This is a genomic window from Bartonella sp. HY328 (assembly GCF_025449335.1).
Classification (GTDB): Bacteria; Pseudomonadota; Alphaproteobacteria; order Rhizobiales; family Rhizobiaceae; genus HY038.
In genome coordinates this window covers 2,592,681-2,611,787 of record NZ_CP104883.1, presented here as the reverse complement: position 1 = coordinate 2,611,787, position 19,107 = coordinate 2,592,681, and the positions used below count along the sequence as shown (strand labels likewise).

General features: G+C 40.5%; 19 protein-coding genes and 1 tRNA gene. 12 read left to right on the top strand and 8 right to left on the bottom strand.

The annotated features are described in order from the left end of the window. Positions 1–47: 47 nt before the first annotated feature. The 6 genes from N5852_RS11200 to N5852_RS11175 form a co-directional block, all read right to left on the bottom strand. The gene (locus N5852_RS11200; protein WP_262097870.1) at positions 48–710 is read right to left on the bottom strand and encodes a GNAT family N-acetyltransferase; all 663 of its coding nucleotides are present in this window, start codon (positions 708–710) and stop codon (positions 48–50) included. Positions 711–771: 61 nt separating this feature from the next. Continuing rightward, complete coding sequence (locus tag N5852_RS11195; RefSeq protein WP_262097869.1) at positions 772–1,503, bottom strand: L,D-transpeptidase; 732 nt, start codon at positions 1,501–1,503, stop codon at positions 772–774. Positions 1,504–1,932: 429 nt separating this feature from the next. After that, positions 1,933–2,172, bottom strand: a complete 240-nt coding sequence (locus tag N5852_RS11190; RefSeq protein ID WP_262097868.1) for a GlsB/YeaQ/YmgE family stress response membrane protein — start codon at positions 2,170–2,172, stop codon at positions 1,933–1,935. 249 nt (positions 2,173–2,421) lie between these two features. Then, complete coding sequence (locus N5852_RS11185; protein ID WP_262097867.1) at positions 2,422–3,804, bottom strand: tripartite tricarboxylate transporter permease; 1,383 nt, start codon at positions 3,802–3,804, stop codon at positions 2,422–2,424. Between the two features lie 4 nt (positions 3,805–3,808). Next, positions 3,809–4,273, bottom strand: a complete 465-nt coding sequence (locus N5852_RS11180; RefSeq protein ID WP_262097866.1) for a hypothetical protein — start codon at positions 4,271–4,273, stop codon at positions 3,809–3,811. 21 nt (positions 4,274–4,294) lie between these two features. Continuing rightward, positions 4,295–5,602: a hydroxymethylglutaryl-CoA reductase, degradative gene (locus N5852_RS11175; RefSeq protein WP_262097865.1), complete on the bottom strand. Its 1,308-nt coding sequence runs from the start codon at positions 5,600–5,602 to the stop codon at positions 4,295–4,297. 131 nt (positions 5,603–5,733) lie between these two features. On the opposite strand from N5852_RS11175, the gene N5852_RS11170 reads away from it, so the two are divergent. The 8 genes from N5852_RS11170 (at position 5,734) to N5852_RS11135 (ending at position 12,627) form a co-directional block, all read left to right on the top strand. Continuing rightward, positions 5,734–7,131, top strand: a complete 1,398-nt coding sequence (locus tag N5852_RS11170; protein WP_262097864.1) for an aminotransferase-like domain-containing protein — start codon at positions 5,734–5,736, stop codon at positions 7,129–7,131. A gap of 83 nt (positions 7,132–7,214) precedes the next feature. Further along, the gene (locus N5852_RS11165) at positions 7,215–8,129 is read left to right on the top strand and encodes a hydroxymethylglutaryl-CoA lyase (protein WP_262097863.1); all 915 of its coding nucleotides are present in this window, start codon (positions 7,215–7,217) and stop codon (positions 8,127–8,129) included. 262 nt (positions 8,130–8,391) lie between these two features. After that, positions 8,392–8,466: transfer RNA gene (locus N5852_RS11160), tRNA-Thr, on the top strand. A gap of 1,678 nt (positions 8,467–10,144) precedes the next feature. Beyond that, on the top strand, positions 10,145–10,732 hold the full coding sequence (locus N5852_RS11155) for a hypothetical protein (RefSeq protein WP_262097862.1): 588 nt from the start codon (positions 10,145–10,147) through the stop codon (positions 10,730–10,732). Further along, positions 10,729–11,133 carry a phage tail terminator-like protein gene (locus N5852_RS11150; protein ID WP_262097861.1) on the top strand — a complete coding sequence of 135 codons (405 nt, stop codon included), beginning with the start codon at positions 10,729–10,731 and terminating at the stop codon, positions 11,131–11,133. The genes N5852_RS11155 and N5852_RS11150 overlap by 4 nt, the downstream gene beginning before the upstream one ends. A 248-nt stretch (positions 11,134–11,381) precedes the next feature. Next, on the top strand, positions 11,382–11,861 hold the full coding sequence (locus N5852_RS11145) for a hypothetical protein (RefSeq protein WP_262097860.1): 480 nt from the start codon (positions 11,382–11,384) through the stop codon (positions 11,859–11,861). Between the two features lie 17 nt (positions 11,862–11,878). After that, positions 11,879–12,262 carry a hypothetical protein gene (locus N5852_RS11140; RefSeq protein WP_262097859.1) on the top strand — a complete coding sequence of 128 codons (384 nt, stop codon included), beginning with the start codon at positions 11,879–11,881 and terminating at the stop codon, positions 12,260–12,262. Between the two features lie 11 nt (positions 12,263–12,273). Beyond that, complete coding sequence (locus N5852_RS11135; RefSeq protein WP_262097858.1) at positions 12,274–12,627, top strand: phage tail assembly chaperone; 354 nt, start codon at positions 12,274–12,276, stop codon at positions 12,625–12,627. A gap of 10 nt (positions 12,628–12,637) precedes the next feature. Here the strand turns inward: N5852_RS11135 and N5852_RS11130 are convergent, their stop codons facing one another. Beyond that, entirely contained in the window at positions 12,638–13,123 is a 486-nt protein-coding gene (locus N5852_RS11130; RefSeq protein WP_262097857.1) for a hypothetical protein, read from the bottom strand. Positions 13,124–13,180: 57 nt separating this feature from the next. Here N5852_RS11130 and N5852_RS11125 point away from each other — a divergent pair, with 57 nt between their 5' ends. After that, entirely contained in the window at positions 13,181–16,744 is a 3,564-nt protein-coding gene (locus N5852_RS11125; protein WP_262097856.1) for a tape measure protein, read from the top strand. Positions 16,745–16,765: 21 nt separating this feature from the next. Here N5852_RS11125 and N5852_RS11120 read toward each other — a convergent pair whose 3' ends face one another. Continuing rightward, entirely contained in the window at positions 16,766–17,008 is a 243-nt protein-coding gene (locus N5852_RS11120) for a hypothetical protein (protein WP_262097855.1), read from the bottom strand. A gap of 371 nt (positions 17,009–17,379) precedes the next feature. Between N5852_RS11120 and N5852_RS11115 the strand changes: the two genes are divergently transcribed. Genes N5852_RS11115 through N5852_RS11105 form a run of 3 tightly spaced genes read left to right on the top strand, consistent with a single transcriptional unit; the run spans position 17,380 to position 19,087 of the window. Continuing rightward, on the top strand, positions 17,380–17,979 hold the full coding sequence (locus N5852_RS11115) for a hypothetical protein (protein ID WP_262097854.1): 600 nt from the start codon (positions 17,380–17,382) through the stop codon (positions 17,977–17,979). After that, the gene (locus N5852_RS11110; RefSeq protein ID WP_262097853.1) at positions 17,976–18,656 is read left to right on the top strand and encodes a hypothetical protein; all 681 of its coding nucleotides are present in this window, start codon (positions 17,976–17,978) and stop codon (positions 18,654–18,656) included. The genes N5852_RS11115 and N5852_RS11110 overlap by 4 nt, the downstream gene beginning before the upstream one ends. After that, positions 18,653–19,087, top strand: a complete 435-nt coding sequence (locus N5852_RS11105; RefSeq protein WP_262097852.1) for a GNAT family N-acetyltransferase — start codon at positions 18,653–18,655, stop codon at positions 19,085–19,087. Before N5852_RS11110 ends, N5852_RS11105 begins: the two co-directional genes overlap by 4 nt. Positions 19,088–19,107: the final 20 nt, after the last annotated feature.

The following is a 19,107-nucleotide window of genomic DNA, read 5'->3' as shown; positions in this document are numbered from 1 at the left end:
ATTGCCAATGGCCTTTATAATATGTTGATAAAACTGAGGATAAGGTTTTAAAAATGTTTTAGCGACTGTTTTTGCTGCCCATTTTCGTCAAAGTTTTCTGGTTTTAACCAAGCAATATATTTTTGCCGTAAAATTGGCCACTCTTTATCAATAATCGAAAACCATGCCGTATCACGGTTCTGCCCCTTAACAATCATATGCTGGCGAAATAAGCCCTCATATTGAAAGCCAAACCGAAGAGCTGCTTTTTTGGATGGTTCATTAAGATTATTACATTTCCATTCCAAACGTCTAAAGCCTAATGAAAAGACATATTCGGCTAAAAGATAAAAGGCTTCTGTTGTAATACGGCTGCGTTTTATAGCATCTCCCCATAGCACATGGCCTATTTCAATAACACCATTGTTTAGGTCCATACGCATAAGGGCACAGCGTCCCTCAGTCCTATTGGTTGATTTATCTATGGCAGCAAAAAATATTAGGCTATCATTGCTAATTGCCTGATCTATCCAATTTTGGAACTCTTGCATATTGTTTGGAGCTAAATCTGGTAAATATTGAAAACGCTCGTCACTTAAACCAGCTTTTGACGCTTCAAACAAATGCTGGGCATGGGTTGTTGTAAGTGGCTCCAGCAGAACATATTGTCCGTCTAAAGTTATTTTTTGTGGTGCTTTACAGCCATTCCATGCAACTTGTTCGCTCAACATTCTTACCCTTTGCAGTTCAATTTATCCAAGAATGATAATTGCTTAGATAAATTGATGTTTTTTAACGAACAACAATGGGCGTACCAACTGGTACACGTGCATAAAGATCGATTATATCTTGATTGATCAATCGGATGCAGCCAGATGACATAGATTTTCCGATAGACCACCATTCTGGAGAGCCATGAATACGATAGCCCGTATCATTACCATTTTGGTAAATATATAGTGCGCGTGCGCCTAAGGGATTGGTTGGTCCTGGTTGCATACCATTTCGGTATTGCACCAGTTCAGGTTGGCGCTTAATCATTTCAGCCGGTGGCGTCCAGACGGGCCATTCGCGCTTATATTGTACTTTAGCGCGTCCTGACCAGCTAAAACCTGCACGCCCTACGCCAACACCATAGCGTATGGCATCGCCACCATTTTGGGTAAAATATAGGAAATAATTTTTTGCATCAACCACAATTGTCCCAGGGCCTTCGCCAGTTGTGTTGGGTACAATTTGCCGCCTATATTGGCGGGGTATTTGCTCATAGGGAATGGCTTGTAGTTGAAAGCCGCGTTCGCTCACTGGGGCATACATTGTATCAGCAGATGTCACTCTTGCGTCAACACTTATTGGCGGGCGCATAGCATTGCCTGCATTGGGGCCCATGATTGTGCTCGTCGTTGTTGTATCAATAGCCGGCAAAAAGCGATCCATTGTACACCCCGTAAGTCCACTTACCAGAAAAAGCCCAGTGCCTTTTAAAACTAGTCTTCGTTTTTGGTTCGAGCGCTCATTGGTCATGATGCAACCTTTTAAAAATAAACTTACCTTGGGCTTTTACAAAGCTAGAGATAAAATGCTCTAAATTTGTGTATAATATTCCCAAAACCTAGGTTCTTATTTAACCCTAGCAAGATTGAAAAAGCGTTAACCAAAAGCGGTATCTGTAACTGCGTTATTTTGTTAGTGAAAGATAGACATGGAGAGAAGCGGGGAAAGACAGCTCGTGGCTACGATTTTGCGGTATAGGGATAAATTGAAAAATAAGTAATAAAAGTTTACCGCTTACTAGCAAGGAAAGGATATTGAAAAGCATTTTGCTGACAAAATAAACATTTGATGTTTAACTGTCATAAAGTGACGTGTAGATTTTTTATCTAATGAATAAAAAACTATGAACTGTGATGAGTTCATAGTTTTTTAATGTTTAAGCAAGAAAAGTTAATGTAGTTATCTAATGGCGCGGCCAATGGCGATAAGGGCGCATGAGCCGATAAAGCCAGCTACAAGGTAACCCCAAGCTCCACCAAAACTAACGCCAAACCAGCCAAGTGCCCAATTTGCCAATGCAGCACCGACAACACCCAAAATAATATTGAAAATAATGCCACCGCTGCTATTCATGAACATTTGAGCAAACCAGCCAGCAAAGCCACCAATAATAATGCTTGCGAAAAAACCTAAACCCATTTGTTGATCTCCTTGAAAAATTTTTATGCTAAATTTCAAAATTAAACTTTAATGGACCTATTTAAAATCCATCAATTTATTAATCGCTTTCTTAATATTAATGAATATCCGCCATTTTAGTTCCAAAATTTTATTGCCGTATAATATATATGTGGTGCAAAATGCAAAAATCAAAATTTATTAATAATTAAAATAAAAAAGGCTGGGATTTCTCCTCAGCCTTTAAGTGTTGTTTAATTATAAGCTGATTTATGTAAACAGCGCCAAAAAGGCTGGCACTGTGAGCAAAGCTGTATAATAGGCCATAAATTGTACACCTGTGTTAAAGCCAAATATGCGGTAAAGTAGACCGCCGAATAGACCAATGGTTAGAACCACCAAAAGGCCTAATATACCACCTTCCCAAACGCTGATGACGAGAACAAGACCAACAAAGGTTGCGATAATTGCTTCATGACTGATTTTGCGTGAAACAAAAAGAGCCGCAACACGTGCGTAATTCATAGCGAAGGGATAGGCAATCAAGCCAGCAATAATGACCGCTAACATGCCATAACCAAGGAATTCCATAGGCGACATAAGATTATGCAAGTTATAGAATTGACCAGATTCAATGTCCGCAGTAAAGACTGGCGGTGCATTAAACAGCGGAGCTGCAGGACCTGCAGCAACGGGACTTAGTGGCAAACCAAAAGCAATGAGCGGGATAAGTGCTTCAGCAATATAGGTTGATTCAGTCACACCATTACGTACGCCTAAAACTGTCGTGATACGATGATATGCATGTTTTATGCGTGAGCCAACAGCTTCACCAAGAATAACCGTCATAGCAACAGGGCTAAATACAAAAGTTGCACTGGAAATGGCTGCAGTAATAGACGTCCACATGATTTGAGTTTTGTCCAAAACTTTAAATGGATTTGGAAAATATCCACCCCAACCTTTAACATCAGCTGCAAGGGTAAATTGGCGCAAACTATACCGGCGCATTGCTTTTCGCTCTTTTGGGGCAAGCACGGTAAATAGAGCAGCGATAAGTGGGCCAATAGCAATACCTAGAAAATAACTAACGCTTAACTTTACATTAAATTGTGCGGTAAAGGCTTGCAAAGCGATGATCAGCATAACAAATGGTACAAGTAAAGCAACCGATGCCCAGCGCCCAGCAGAAAAATAGGCAATCAGTACAGCTGCTGTTAAAAACAACCAAGGTGCGGCAACTGCAATATTATCCTTGATGGGGGCGAGTAAAAGTGCAAAGGCCACCGATAAAGGAACGGCAATAAGAGCGGCGATAATACCGCCAGAAATCATTTTGCGTAATGCAATATGTGGTGCGCCAAGATTGCGCATCGCAAGAGCATGAGGCATGAGGGGGACAGCCAATGTGTCGCCTGGAATACCAAGCAATGCCGTTGGCACAGCATGGGTCATGTGTTTTGAGATAGCGGCAGCCATCCAAAAGGTAAAAACACCAACTGGCGGTACACCAATAAGCACCACTACTAGAGTTACAGGCGCAAGGGTGGTTGTTTCGTCAGTACCCGAAACAAGGCCGATAGCTCCAAAAAGAATGGCGCCAAGCAGCCCCATGCCAATGGCTATACCAATATCTGATAAGAGAAATTCCATAAACTTATACCTTTCCCTTATTGGCTTTTTCTTTTGCTTCTTGTTCAAGGAAAAGATCGTAAAGGTCGATTTCCTTGAGCTCATTTACGGCTTCTGTAGGCAGATAGCTCATTTTGCCGATGGTTCCAGTTTCTTGTGCAAGTTCGCTAATTAATTCCGCCCTTAAGCCATCATTTTCGTGGCCCTCGGTGACAATTCTTTTTGGCTTGAACAATTTTGCGCAAATAGCACCTGACAAAATGCAAGCAACAAGTCCGACCAGCATGGCATAAGAACGGCCAAGGTCTTCAGCGTCGTTACTATGTTGCATGAAATGAGCTGCAATCAGAAAGGCTGAAAGACTGATCGTGCCGCCAATGACAATGGCAATTGCAAGCTGGCGTAAATCAACGACATCGCCCCAAACCTCAGCAAGGATAAGTTTATCGGGGGAGTCGGCTTTAGAAGCCGGCTTCGATTTTGTATTCATTGTAACTCCTCCCTAAATGAGTTAACCGCGAATACGCTTTAAAATTGCTGCAGCATTATCTGCACGTACATCGTGGTTTTGCGCCATTTCTTTGGCAACAATATCAATTTCAGCGCCGACAGCACCAGCAACAATAGCAATATTGCGTGCATGCAATGCCATATGGCCGCGTTGAATACCCTCTGTTGCAAGAGCGCGCATAGCAGCCATGTTTTGTGAAAGGCCAACAGCTACAATAACTTGGGCAAGTTCTTGCGCCGTTTCAACCTGTAAGATACGAAGTGCTGCTTGTGCAGCTGGGTGAGTTTTAGTTGCACCGCCAACAAGGCCAACAGCCATTGGCATTTCAAGTGTGCCAACAAGATAGCCTTCCTTATCCTTTTCCCAAGTAGAAAGCGAGGTATAAAGGCCATCTTTTACCGCATAGGCATGTGCGCCAGCTTCAATCGCACGCCAGTCATTACCAGTTGCAACAATAACTGGGTCAATACCATTCATAATACCTTTATTATGGGTTGCTGCACGATATGGATCAATGGCAGCTAATTCATAGGCATCAAGCATGCCTTCAATAATCCGCTCACCGCTAAATTCTTTGGTGGCAAGTGATTGCGGTGAAAGACGAATGCGGGCGCGTGAAATACGAAGGTCTGCAAGGTTTGATAAAATGCGTAAACGCACATAACCACCGGTAATTTCTTCCAAAATGGGTGCAACAGTTTCAGCCATAGTATTTACAGTATTGGCGCCCATGGCATCACGCACATCAACAATTAAATGTACAACAGCCATCGGGCCACGGTGGCTGTCTGGGAATACATGTACTTCAATACCACGGCAACCACCACCAAGCTTGATAAGCATTGCGTCGCGTGAATTTGCAGCTTCAATAATTCGTTGTTCACTACCAAGAATTTTTAAGCGAGCGCCATAGGGGTCACTAAGACCAAGAATCTGAATCTGCGCGCGCATGATTGGTGCGGTGCTGGAGGTTTCAAAGCCGCCATTTTCACGAACTAATTTTGCCATATAAGAGGCAGCTGCAACAACTGAAGGTTCTTCCACTGCCATTGGAATAAGATAATCACGGTTGTTAATTGTAAAATTGGTTGCAACACCAAGCGGCAATTCAAATTTTCCAATAACATTTTCAATCATGCCATTGGCAAGATCAATCGGTAACGCATTGCCTTGCATGGCCTTAACATCTTCTTGGGCAATACCTGCTGCCTTACAGGTTGCAGTCAAACGCTCCTCTGGCGTCATATTGCGCATATTCTCAATGCGAGAATTAACATGGGCGAGACGGTTTTCTTTTTGGTTTTCCAAAGGGGTTTCTCCTTATAAGACTTGATAAGACTTGATAACGGGGCAAATGTCATATTAAATGACTGGGACAATCAAGGGACAATTGTCCAAGCAATTATTGGTACAGTTGGGATAATGAGTTTAAAAACAATATGAGCAGGGTGGATGAAATTGTTGCCGTTACGGCAAAACGTATCCGCGAGGGAGTCTTACTCACAGGTGAGCGTTTGTCATCGGTGCGTAAAGCTGCCTTACAATTTGGCGTTTCTAAAAATACTATGGCTGAAGCTTATGACCGGTTGGTTGCAATGGGGTTGTTGCACGCGCGTAAAGGTTCTGGCTATTATGTTTTGGCAATTGATGTAAAAAAAAATAACGAAATAAGTCCACAAGTTCATAATGCCATTGATATTGCTTCGCTCTTATTAGAACAGTTGGATCATCATTATGATGTACGACCCGGTGATGGAAGACCTCCAGCCGCATGGATGGAAAATTCCGAGCTTAAAAGTCAGTTTTCTCAATTTAGAATGATGAGTCGTGATTGGGTGGATTTTGGTTATGGTACGCCTTGGGGCTATGCGCCACTTCGCGAAACATTGCGACAACGTCTGAGTGAGCGCTCTATTGCGGTAGCAAGTGATGGTGTTTTATTAACTAATGGTGCAAATCATGCTATGGATCTTGTCATACGCTACGCTTTATCGCCTGGTGATACGGTTTTTGTAGATGATCCGGGCTATTATCCACTATTCGCAAAGCTTACCCTTGCTAATATCAATGTCGTTGGCATTGATAGGTTGGAGGATGGGCCAGACATTGATGATTTACGTAACAAATTGATGCTTCATCAGCCCAAGGCATTTTTTACGCAATCTCAATTGCAAAATCCTACTGGTGGTGAGCTTAGTCCTGCTAAAGCCTTTTCCTTGTTAAAAATCGCCGAAGAATATGGTTTTCTATTGGTAGAAAATGATGTGTTCGGTGATTTATTGCCACCATCATTAACGCGGCTCGCCGCTTCAGCCGAGATTGGGCGTGTTCTTTATATCGGTTCCTTTTCCAAAACTCTCTCCGCTAATTTACGGCTTGGTTATGTTGCAGGGGATGCTGCAATCATTCGTGAATTGTGCAAGCTAAAAATGCTGACCACTATCGCAAGTTCTGATTATGTCGAGCGATTTGTTGATCGCTTGATAAGGGGTGGTCATTATGACCGTCATTTAAAACGGCTAAATCAACGTGTAATAGATGCTTTTGCTGATGCACGTGCAATCTTTACCAAAATTGGCATTGAATTACGGCCGACTCGCCATTGTGGTTTTTATCTATGGGCAAAGTTACCTGCCGACTGTGATGAATTAGCTTTGAGTGTTAGGGCTGCGGATCAAAGCATTTTCATAGCGCCTGGGCGTTTCTTTCGTGTCGATCAAAAAATAAAAAAATCGGCAATGCGGGTCAATATTGCTTATGCAAATGATCCGCGTTTTATTGCTTTCTTGCAAAAGGAATTTACCCCTTTAATCTCGCCATCAATTTCGTCTGATTGATCGTGGGACTGTCAATAAATAGATAAAAATAAACGAACCTTAATATAAAATGTATTTTAAATTGATGAAATGGAGCCAAATAAATGACTTATCCTGCAAATGTGCGAATTGTAGAAGTTGGTCCGCGTGATGGTTTGCAAAATGAAAAAAATCCACCATCAACTGCGCAGAAGGTGGAGTTGATCAATCGGCTTACCAATGCTGGTTGTCAGACTATTGAAGCTGGAAGCTTCGTTTCGCCGCGCTGGGTACCAGCCATGGCAGATAGCGAGCAAGTTATGCTGCAAATTGAGCGCAAGCGAGGGGTTAGCTATCCAGTTTTGGTGCCAAATTTAAAAGGACTTGAAGGCGCATTGGCAGTTAAAGCTGATGAAATTGCTATTTTTGCCTCGGCCTCGGAAGCATTTTCGCAAAAAAATCTGAATTGTTCCATTGATGAAAGTTTCGAGCGGTTTTTACCGGTGATAGAAGCGGCAAAGGCGCAAGACATTAAAATTCGCGGTTATGTATCTTGCGTTCTTGGCTGTCCCTGGCAAGGTGATGTCCCATTAGCTGCGGTGAGGGATGTTTCCCGTAGGCTTTATGAAGCGGGTTGTTACGAAGTATCATTGGGTGATACAATTGGTATTGGTACACCGCTAAAAGCACAAAAAATGGTGGAAGCAGTACTTAACGAGATTGCGGTGGACCATATTGCGTTGCATTTTCATGATACCTATGGGCAGGCACTTGCCAATATTTTAGCTTGTTTGGATCTCGGGGTTAATGTGCTTGATTCTTCTGTTGCTGGTCTTGGTGGCTGTCCTTATGCTAAGGGTGCAACCGGCAACGTTGCCAGTGAAGACCTTGTTTATATGTTGCACGGCATGGGAATTGAAACAGGTATTGATCTTGATGCACTGGTTGAAACCGGAGTGTTCATTAGCGAAATTATTGGTAAAAAACCAAGCTCGCATCTTGGTTCTTTAGCATGGGCACGCAAAACGGCAAGTGAATAAGCATTTTAGGCTTTAAATATGAGATCACAATAGGGGTTCTTTAATAGTACCCTTATTAGCATTTATATTTTGGTGATTCTAACGAAACGGTAAATTCATTTTGCGATTTAACTTAAGTAGTAACAACTAATGTTTGGATAACATGAATATTTTGTCGATAATTTTCGATGCAATATAAAAAAATTGGTAAAAATTTAAAAAAAATAGTCATAGGTGCTTGCGCAAATCATTTTGATATGGCAAGAACCGCCCACACAAAGATGCTGTGGTAGCTCAGTGGTAGAGCACTCCCTTGGTAAGGGAGAGGTCGGGAGTTCAATCCTCCCTCACAGCACCAGTAAAATCAATAACTTAGCTTTATTAAAAGAAGTTCTCTTGAGGTTCACTGAACCTATTGAGACTAAACTTGGCGTTATTTCTAACGCATTTGCGGCTGATCTTAAGTGATCTGATGAGAATCACACATAAACTTCTTTAGTTATGATTGTGTGCCCAAAATATTATGCAATTTCACCCATGCTGATTCCAGATTCTGCCATCCATAAGCGGCAGTTTAACGGAAAACGCAGGCTAACATCCTCTAGCCTGGATTTCTTGCAGCGGTGCTTATGTCTTTTTTGGTGCTATTAACTAGCTTGCCAGATCATTCAAAGTCCACTTTATCCCATGTTAATTAAAGTAAAGCTGATATTTTTGCCGCTGTGAAAAACATTAGGTGGATTGCCAATTTAATGTGCGGCATGAAAGTATGATTTAGCAGTAAATTATCTTCATTGTGTGTCAAAACGAATGAAATTTTTCATCACTTCGTAAAAAAATATAGTGCAGTTTAATAGGTTGAGATCTGCATATCAAAAACCATCGATAAGTCCAAATTCATTGTTGCACAGTTCCAAATATCTTAAATTAGTGAAAGCCATAAACTTTTGTTTTAAAGACATTGAGCAAATTTGTAGGTGAGTTAAGCTTTAGGAAATTATATGAGCCTCCAAGGATAAGAAGCAAATTTCGTTAGCCTAATTGGCGCAGTTTCAAGGGTAAGAGAACCAAAACATAAAGTGGCAACCTATATTAAAGCAGTTGCCATTATGATTTGGTGCAACCTGCATGATGCTCAATGTCTTGACCTATATTTTTTTAACCATCATTTTTTTATTGACGAACATAAGTCATAAATGTTTTATGACATGTATATTGAAGTTGAATAATTGCGTTTACAGGCAGCCGTAAGGTTGCCTTTTTGATTTGGTGCAACCTGCATGATGTTCAATGTCTTGACCTATATTTTTTTAACCGTCATTTTTTTATTGACGAACATAAGTCATAAATGTTTTATGACATGTATATTGAAGTTGAATAATTGCGTTTACAGGTACCCGTGAGGTTGCCTTTTTGATTTGGTGCTAATGATTTAGCGATGTAGATCAGCAGTTGCTCGCTTGGTTGGTGAACAAAGAGGGGCAAGTGCAATTCTTGCCATAGCAACAGAATATCAGTCATCAGAATTTAACAGTTAGACCGTTTTTATTTAAATAATAAGGGTTTAATTACGCTAAAGATTTGGCTTGAAGGAAAATCCATATTTGCTAAAAAAAAATAATGCAAGAAAATATAATATTAACACAAATATAGAAAAACGTATTTTATTTTTATGATTGTTCGCCAATGAAATTTCATCCTTTAACAATGAAAAAATACATGCAAAAAATATAATATTATAAGATGATGTAGCTACTACAAATTATATAATGTTTATTTTTAATTGGCTGGATGTAATCTGCATGCCATATATTAATCTTACTGTTGGACTTACAATTATTAACATTAAAAAAATAAAATAAATAAATCCGATAAAAGCCGGAACTAGTGCTTCAAAAGTGTTAAATATAGAAGGCCAATTAACGCGCCAAATTTTACATAAAAGACATAATAAATAAGAGCTCGATACAAATAATAAATTTAAAATAAGTGTATTAGTATCAAATATTGCCTCCCAAATTTCTTTTGTTCGTTGATTGGGGAAAAATCCAATTTTTTCACCAATTTATGTAAACCCTGACAGCATTAACACGCTGAAAAGTAATATTAATACAAATAGAATTGCAGCACGATTCATTAATACTAATTTATCAAATGAAACTTTACAAATCTCTTTCTCAGTTAAGCTGGTTCCCATGCAAAAATCCTTTACAGCCCAAATTAACAATTGGCGGTCACAAACGCGTGCACGCATGTTAGCTGCTTTTCATTTATCAGCACAATATGTTATTGAAGATATTCAAAAGCATACGCCCGTCGATACAGGTTTTCTTCGGGCAAGTATGGTTGTTTCAACCACAAAATTAAGCCCCATCCGTAAAAATGCACGGCCGGCTCCTAACGCTGGAAAAAACTCATATAAAGCACCAAAGTTTCTACCTATCATCGCTAAAGCAAAACTTGGATCAACAATTTATGCGTCATTTACAGCAAGCTACGCAGCTCATGTTGAGTTTGGCACAAAGGGGCAGAGGGGCGCTCATATGGTGGGGGTAGCCGCTCAGAATTGGGAAATGCAACTGCAAAAGGCGAGCAAACAAGTAAAGGCACGAGTTAATAAATGAGCATTGAAACAGATATTCCTGATTTACTTTTTATACATGTTACGGCTTTTAATTCTACTATACAAGTAGTTCTGCCAAATATCGAATTTACACCAACGCAAGAAACATATCTTGAGGTTCAGCATTTACCAAATGCCAACCTTAACCTTTATGTGCGTGATGATGACCCAACGGTTTATGTCGGCTTGCTACAAATAACTGTAGTTGCACAAGCGGGGGATGGCGAAATACAACCGCGTGTTTTAGCAGCGCAGGTTGCCGAACATTTTAGCAAAGGCACAAGGCTACAGCGAGGTAGCGTTATTGTTCGGATTTACTCGAGACCCAGCATTGCAACGCTCATCAAAGATGGTGATCGCGTTCGCGTGCCCGTTATAATTCAATACCGATCATCTGGATGATCAATGGAGATCACTCCACGCAAAACGAATTGCCGTTAAGGCGGCATAAGGCGGTTAATTCCGCCTTTTTTAACGTCTGTGATCCCAAGATAATAGAAGTTTTTCTATTGGCAATTTGCCAGGCACAGAAAAAATTAAAGCGGCTTTTAGAAAGTTGAAAATTCCACTTAAGCCCTTTGATTGGGCGGTAATCAAAAAATACCGCCAAAATACTCCCTAAAACACTAAACCGATGCAAAGGAATAAGCATGGCTAATACTAATTCAGGTTCAAAATTCTATATTTGCACCACACCACAATCGAAAGACTTAACCCAATCCGAATTTGAAGCTTTAACATGGCTTGAAGTGAAAAACATTGGTCAATTGCCAGAATCTGGTTCAACAACCAATATTGTTAATTATGATACAATTGATACAACTGTTACCCAAAAAGCAAAGGGTATGACAGATGCTGGTAGTGGTACGCTTGAGCTTGCCCTCGTTTCATCTGATGAATCATATTTGGCATTGGTTAAGGCTGCTCGTAGCAATTATAATTATGCGTTTAAGCGCGAATTGGCAGATGCGCCAAGTGCTACAATGACAAATACTGTTTTGTACAATCGTGGCCTTATCACTGGTCCTGCAACATCTGGTGCAGGCGTTGAGGACTTTGTAACCGCAACCTTTACATTTGGTTACAACCAACAAGAGATCGTTGTCGCGCCTAAAGCCATTAGCGCTTAAGTTTAAGAGATCAATCAATGGATTTATCAACAATTATTCAAAAAGAACAATCCTACACGTTGGATATGTTGCACCCCGTTACGTTTGAACCTATCGGGGTCAAATTTTTTATTCGTTCTGCCGAAAGCGATATTGCTAAGGCCAAACAGCGCGAAATTATTGATCTTATTCAAGAACGGCACATTTCCAAGAAGCAGGTGAAAGCGTCACAAGCGATTGAATGGGAGATTGATAAGGCTGTCTCATATATCATTGATTGGGACTTTAACGACAATGACTTTAATGGGGAAAAGCCAATTTTTAGCACTGCAAAAGCCAAAGAAATTTTGCAAAGTACAGACTGGATTTTTGCGCAAGTTGTTGAGGCAGCCAACAGGCTTGCAAATTTTACGAAACCCTAACCTTTGAATTGATGGATTATATTGTATTAAAAGTACGATATGAAACACCAATTTTTAAAAAGGGAACAGAAACCAGAGCGCAAAGAAATTTGCGCTTTGGTCATGATGTACCCTCTTATGATCCGCCAGAGGCAGGGCAACATATACTTACTTGGTTTAGTCAGCTATCCCGCTTTAGAACGCCAACAGAAAGCGGATTAGAACCTATTAAGCCAAGGGATATAAAAGACTGGATGGACTTAACCGGCACCATTATGAATAGGTATGATATACAGGCCATATTTGCATTGGATACAGCTTATATATCAGCTATGGCACAAGCAAGGGAACAAGCGCTTGCAGAAATGAATAAGAGGGCGCAATAGCCCTCTTATTTTATTGGTTGTCTTGCTTTGGATAATAAAAATCACGTCCAATAATAATGAAAATTAAGCCCAATAAGCTTAAAAATCCGCAGATTAAATACTGCAATGAATAATTGGGAACATTGTAAGAGTAGCGCATACTTGCTTGTGATATTTGGTTTCCTAACATAAGAATACTTATAATTGGCGAACCAATAAAAAATATGACTCCTAACCAGCCTGTTACATTTAGCTTTTGTGTTATTTTTACAAACCTAGAATTGTATTCTGTAGCCAATTGGTTGAGATTTTCAGTAGCAATTTGAGCGGCCGTTTTTTCTTCTGATTGCATAGTATTTTCCATATCAGTTGGAATGTTTAGGTTTTTGGGTGCGTTTGATTGATTGGATCCCGTTACTTGGTAAATTACATATAAAAAAAAACCAAGCATGAGAAGCCCAATAAAATATATACTAAGTCCATTAATTTTCTTTCTAGAAAAAGCTGGCAGAGCCATTGGTTCATTTACAAAAATAAAAATTAATTCAGTTCCTATATTTATTGGAGTTTAAACATGGATATTGCTAATCTTGGCATAACTGTTAATTCTGCACAATTGTTATTAGCAGCAGAGCGCATGGATAAGATGGGCGGTGCTGCGAAAGCTATTGAAAACCGCCTTTATGGCTTTAACACTAGTGCTAAAAGAACAGAAACAGCACTATCGCGAATTGCAGATAGAGCTAATGGTGCAACAAAAGTATTCAGCGGATTTAAAAACGTTTTACAAATTGCGGGTATCGACCTTGCAACAAAAGAAGTTATGCGATTTGCCGACACTTGGGTAAATGCTGGTAATAAAATCAAAGCTGCTAGCCAAGCATCAGGTATGCAATCGCGGTCACTGAACCAATTGCGATCCGGGGCAGATAATGCGAGGACTGGACTTGAAGAATATGTTAGTCTCTATTCACATATTTTGCGAAATTCAAAAGGTGTTGCACAGTCAGAAGAAGATATTGCAAAAGCTACTAATCTTGTTTCTAAGGCCTTTGTTCTAGGTGGTACGACAGCGTCGGAGCAGGCCGCTAGCATTTTGCAGCTAGGGCAAGCATTGGGCTCAGGCGTACTGGAAGGCGATGAATTACGCTCCATCAGTGAAAATGCACCTTTGTTAGCGCAAGTTATTGCAGATGGCTTTGGTACAACGGTTGAAGGACTCAAAAAATTTGGTGCAGAGGGCGAGATAACAACTGCAAAATTTTTACAGTTAATCCTGGCTGCTGGAAGTACAATTGAATCCCAGTTTCAAAAAATGCCAATTACAATGGAACAGGGTGTAACACTCGTTCAAAATGCGGGATTGCAATATATCGGCACAATGAATGAAATTACAGGTGCGTCTCATCTTATTGGCGGGGGATTGCAAATATTAGCAAATAATATGGACCTTGTTGGGAATGCAATGCTTGCATTTAGTGCAATTAGTGCAGGACGTATATTTGGTCCGATGATTGCCGAGCCAGCCAAGGCGTTAAGTTCTATTTTATCACTTGATGCGGCTTTTTTAAAGTCTAACGCGACAATGCTTAATACCAGATCAGCTGCACTTGCAAGGGCAAAGGCAGCGCATGAGGTAGCATTAGCCGACAAAAATGCTGCTGCCGCTGCTTTGCAAGCTGCACAAGCTGATAGAGTGCTGGCTGTTGCAGCACTTGAATCGGCTAAGGCTGGTCAATTGGTTGGCATGACCAGAGCACAGGCTGCAGGACAATTAGTTTTAGCTAATAAGGCCGTAAATGCTGCAAGCCTTACAATGGCGGCACAAAGCAAAACAACGGCACAAACATTGGGTGTCATGAATATTGCGATGAAAAACGCTTCATTTTCTGCACGAGTAATGAGTGTTGCAATGGGAGGGCTATCGTTTTTGGGGGGGCCGTTAGGCGTTGCAGTTACTGCGGTGGGAGCGGTTTCGTTAGCTGTTGCTTCATATCAGGGGGCAGCTAAAGATGCGACAGAACGTACAGCTAATTTAAAGAGTGAATTGCAAAGTCTTGGGCTAATGGCGAAAGAAGCCGCTCAAGGTATGGATGGGGTAAAATCGACAACAGATAATATTCAAGTGCTCGATGAAACCACAGACAAGGTGAACGAGTTACAAGCTGAATATAAAAGACTGCGTGAGGGTAGTGGTTGGTGGGGAGGATCGCAGGGGGATGAATTGCCCAACTTAATTAAAAGCGCACCAAGAGGCTTTACAGTTAATGAGGGGCAAACCCAAAAAGGCGTTTTAGCTGTTAAAGCAACATTGCAAGACCTTGATGCTAAAATGATAAGTACAGAAGAGGCGCTTAAGCGTATTGGTACGGCACAGGGATTGGATGAAGCAAATACAAAGCTACAAGCTTATGCAAAAAGTGCACTGCAAACAGTTGGATATATGAACGCGCTAGAGCAAGCAGCGGCTCAGAAAGGTGTTAATCTAAATTTACAACCGCTTTTAGATAAAATTGACGAGACACAACAACACTTTAATTGGTTGCTTGATCCGCACTCAACTGGTCAAAATGAAAGCGCAAAGAAAACTGTTGAAAATCTTTTAAATGAAATAAAGAAAGGTGGTGATGCAGCAGTCGACGCACAGAAAAAACTAGATGGAATGTTTGGCACTAAAGCTAGAGGTCTCCTTGAAATTTTGGGGCAAGTTGTTGGTGAGCTTAACAAAGTTAATAATATTTCGGGCGCTATTAACCAAACAATGACGAATGCTAGTTGGGCGGAATTTATCAAACCATTCACTGATATTGGTAAGCAAGCTATTGACGCATATAAGACAGCAGAAGCACAATATGAGGCAGGTGAGGCATACCTTAAAAAGCAAGAAGAATTAAACGCGCGAACAAAGGAACAAATTGATTATGACACACGTCTAACTCAATTGCGACAAAATGCGATCAAAGATAAAGTCATATTGCAACCAGATCAAGAAGATCGCTTCATTAAGGGCCAAATTGCCAATGATAACCGTTTGAAAAATCAGGCTTATCCAAATAACGGTGTTAAGTCGTTAGAAGGCGTTTCAAGCGCATATCAAAATTTGCTAAAAAGCGCAGATGATCGTATGTTGCAATTGGAGCTTGAGACCCAATTAGTGGGAAAAACAGGTATTGCTGCTGATGCTTATAAAATAAAATTAGAATTGCTTAAGGCGGCAGAAGAGCAATTTGGTAAATTAACACCTAAAATGGTTAAAGATGCCGAACAAAAAGCAGAAGCATATGAAAAAATTGCCGAAGCTACGGCCAAAGCGAAATTAAATGCTGATTTAAATAATGAACGCACACGCATGGGCTTGTCCACAGTGGAGCAAGGCGTTTATGATAAAATGAACCAATATAATATTCCTTATGGCAGCAATCAACAAGCTGCGGCAGCTATCCGCTATAATTCAATTTTGCAGATGGGATTAGGTTATGCTCAAAGTTTTGCAAATACATTAACAGCCGGTTTGGTGAATGGTACAAAATTCACGGAAAACCTTGGAAGCGCTTTTAAAAATCTTGGTAATCAGATTTTAAGCATGGCAACCAATGATCTTATAAGCGGCTTATTTCGTAATTTGCTTGGATTAGGTGGCGGAGGTGGTTGGTTAAGTTCATTGCTGGGTGGTCTAGGTGGTGGCTTTCCTGCTGCGCCAAGCGCAATAGGGCCAGTTGGACTGTATGCAAATGGTGGCGCATTTGGCACAGGCTCACAACGATTTGCAAAAGGTGGTGCTTTTACGAACTCTATTATTTCAAAACCAACGGCTTTCAGATTTGCAGATGGTGGCAGCTTTTCAAGTGGACTTATGGGGGAAGCAGGGCCAGAAGCTATTTTACCGCTTAAAAGAGATGCCCAAGGTCGTCTTGGTGTGTCGCAGCATGGTGAGGGTGGTAATCCAGGCGGAAGTGGCACGCTAACCAATGTTAGCGTTGATGTTAAGGCTTCAAAATATTTTGATGTTATTGTTGGGCAAAAGGCGCAAGAAATATCACAGCAACAAATCAAACAATTTGCACAATCACCACAATTGAAACAGGTAGCCGAGCAAGTGACAAGAGGCGTTATAAAAACACCGTCAAAGCGGTTTTAGAATTATAGCCATGGTGGTGACTTATTTATTGTAATTTTTTTTAAAGCATGTCACTTCAACAAGATTACGGAATCTTCTTGTTTCTTCATCTCTTATTGATTTGGTTATATATGATGGTTGCTCGTAAGCAAGTAGCACTAATTTGCGAATAGTTTGTTTTTGATCTTCTGGCCCTTCTGCTGACGATATCAATTCCATAACAGTTGACATAGAAATATCAAGTTGCCTTTGAGCTATAATTCCTTCTGCTATACGCCCAAACATTTCACAGATTTCGTCTACACTGGTAGTACCTTCATTTTTAGCTGTAGACGTAACTTAGAACATAATAATTGCTAAAATTAAAAATCTAAACATAGAAAGTATTTCAATGTTTCAAAATGTTAATGCTGCAAACTATAGCGCAGTTGCTGGATTTGGCAAGTAATCTTAACCACAACAAAAGGGGCTTCAAGCCTCTTTTTTTATTATCATAATATCAAAAAGCCTTTTCAATAATGAATAGGTTTCAAGAAATTATTTTGAGGGTGTAGGGTGCAATTAATGCCAGCCGTTAATTATCAAAACAACAAATTATCAAAAATGAACGTTATTAATAGCCTTGCTTTTAGTGAGGCTTTTTTTATGGGGGCGATATGCCAATAGATTTATTGAATGGCTTTCCAGGCAAAAGCACAAAATTTGAATTGAAGTACAACCAAGAATTTAGCCGGACAGCAAGTGGTCAAGTATTGGTGCAAGATATGGCAACGCCTTATTGGATTGCGTCATGGAATTTATACCAGTCTATGCACCCTTACGAATTTGAAGAATGGCGAGCCAAATTCATTCGCATGAAAGGATCGCTAAAAAAGTTTTATGGCTATGCACCTGCTAAAAAGCCTTTAGCTTATTTGCGCGATGGCGTTTCAATGCCAGATGTTAGCAATGTTACATTGTCGACAATAACAACGGATCGCAATAGCGTTTCACTTGCAGGGCTTCCAAGCGGTTTCACTTTGTCAGTTGGCGATTATATGCAAATCGGCGAAGCGAGCCTACACAATGTTTATGAGGTTATTAACGCAACGCAAGTGTCAGTTTCTCCGCCGCTTCCCTCTACAATTCTAGCTGGCGTAAAGGTTAAGTTAACTGACACTTATTGTATAATGCGGATTTCAAAAGATAGCTTGGATATGAGTATTGACGACACAGGGCGCGGTTCAATCAGTTTTGACGCGGAGCAAGTATTATGAGAGCAGTAAGCGCAAAAGTTCAGGCAGCACTTGAGAGTGATGCTATTATGGTTCGCTCATTCACTTATTTTAAGATTAAACGCTTAGATAATGGCGCACCATTTGAATATGGCTTTTGGAATGATGTTGGTAATGTTTCTTTCCCCGTCATAGATCCATTGTCCGGGCAAGAAGTCGTTCGAAATTTTGAAGGGTCAGGTTCTCTAGTTTCAATTAGCGGCTTATCACAATCAATCGGCTTGCAAACGCAAGCAACAACAGTGACATTCTCACAGATCCAAGATGCAAGCTATAATTACATTCATACCTATAATTTCAAGCAAGGCATCTTTGAAATTTATGAGGGCTTTTTTGATCCGGTGTCTCGACTTCCATTAGATGCGGCGCAATGTCAGCTATTTGGCTATATTGATGAAATAACAGTTAATACACCAGAGGCAGGAGGTGATGGTAGCATTGAATTAACAATCAATTCGCACGCACAAGAGATCAGACGCATGAACACTTCTACACGTTCAGACGCAGATCAGCAAAATTGGTTCCCCTGTGATAACTTTTGCCAAGACACGACAGTTGTTAGCACCATTGTTCACACATGGGGGCAAAAAAGCGAGGCAGTACCCACTACTGGCGTTGGCCGTGTTTCTTCCCACTTTAGCACATTGGCAAACGTATGATAAGACTTGCACGGATTGAAGATGCAGGCGAGATCATTGCTCTTGCAAAACAGTTTCATGAAGCATCACGCACTACTTTGCCTTTTTCATATCGCATGGCTGATAATCTATTTGCAAAATGCTTAGATGATTTTAATCACCTTTGCATTATATTGGTTAAAGACGATAAGATCGTTGGTTTTTTAGCGGCTCAATGCGGCTATTTGCATTTTTCAACTGATTTAGTTGCGCAAGAAATTGCATGGTTCATAGAGCCTGAAAGCCGAGGGCTTGAAAGCCTTAAGATGCTTAATTTTTACGAGAGGTGGGCGGTTGAACGTGGTTGCAAATACGCTTCTATGGTTGGCTTAGGCTATAATCCTATCACTGAAAAACTTTATCAAAGGCGCGGTTACATTGCGCAAGAACGGCATTTTTTTAAGCCGTTATAAATAATAAAAGGTTTAACAAT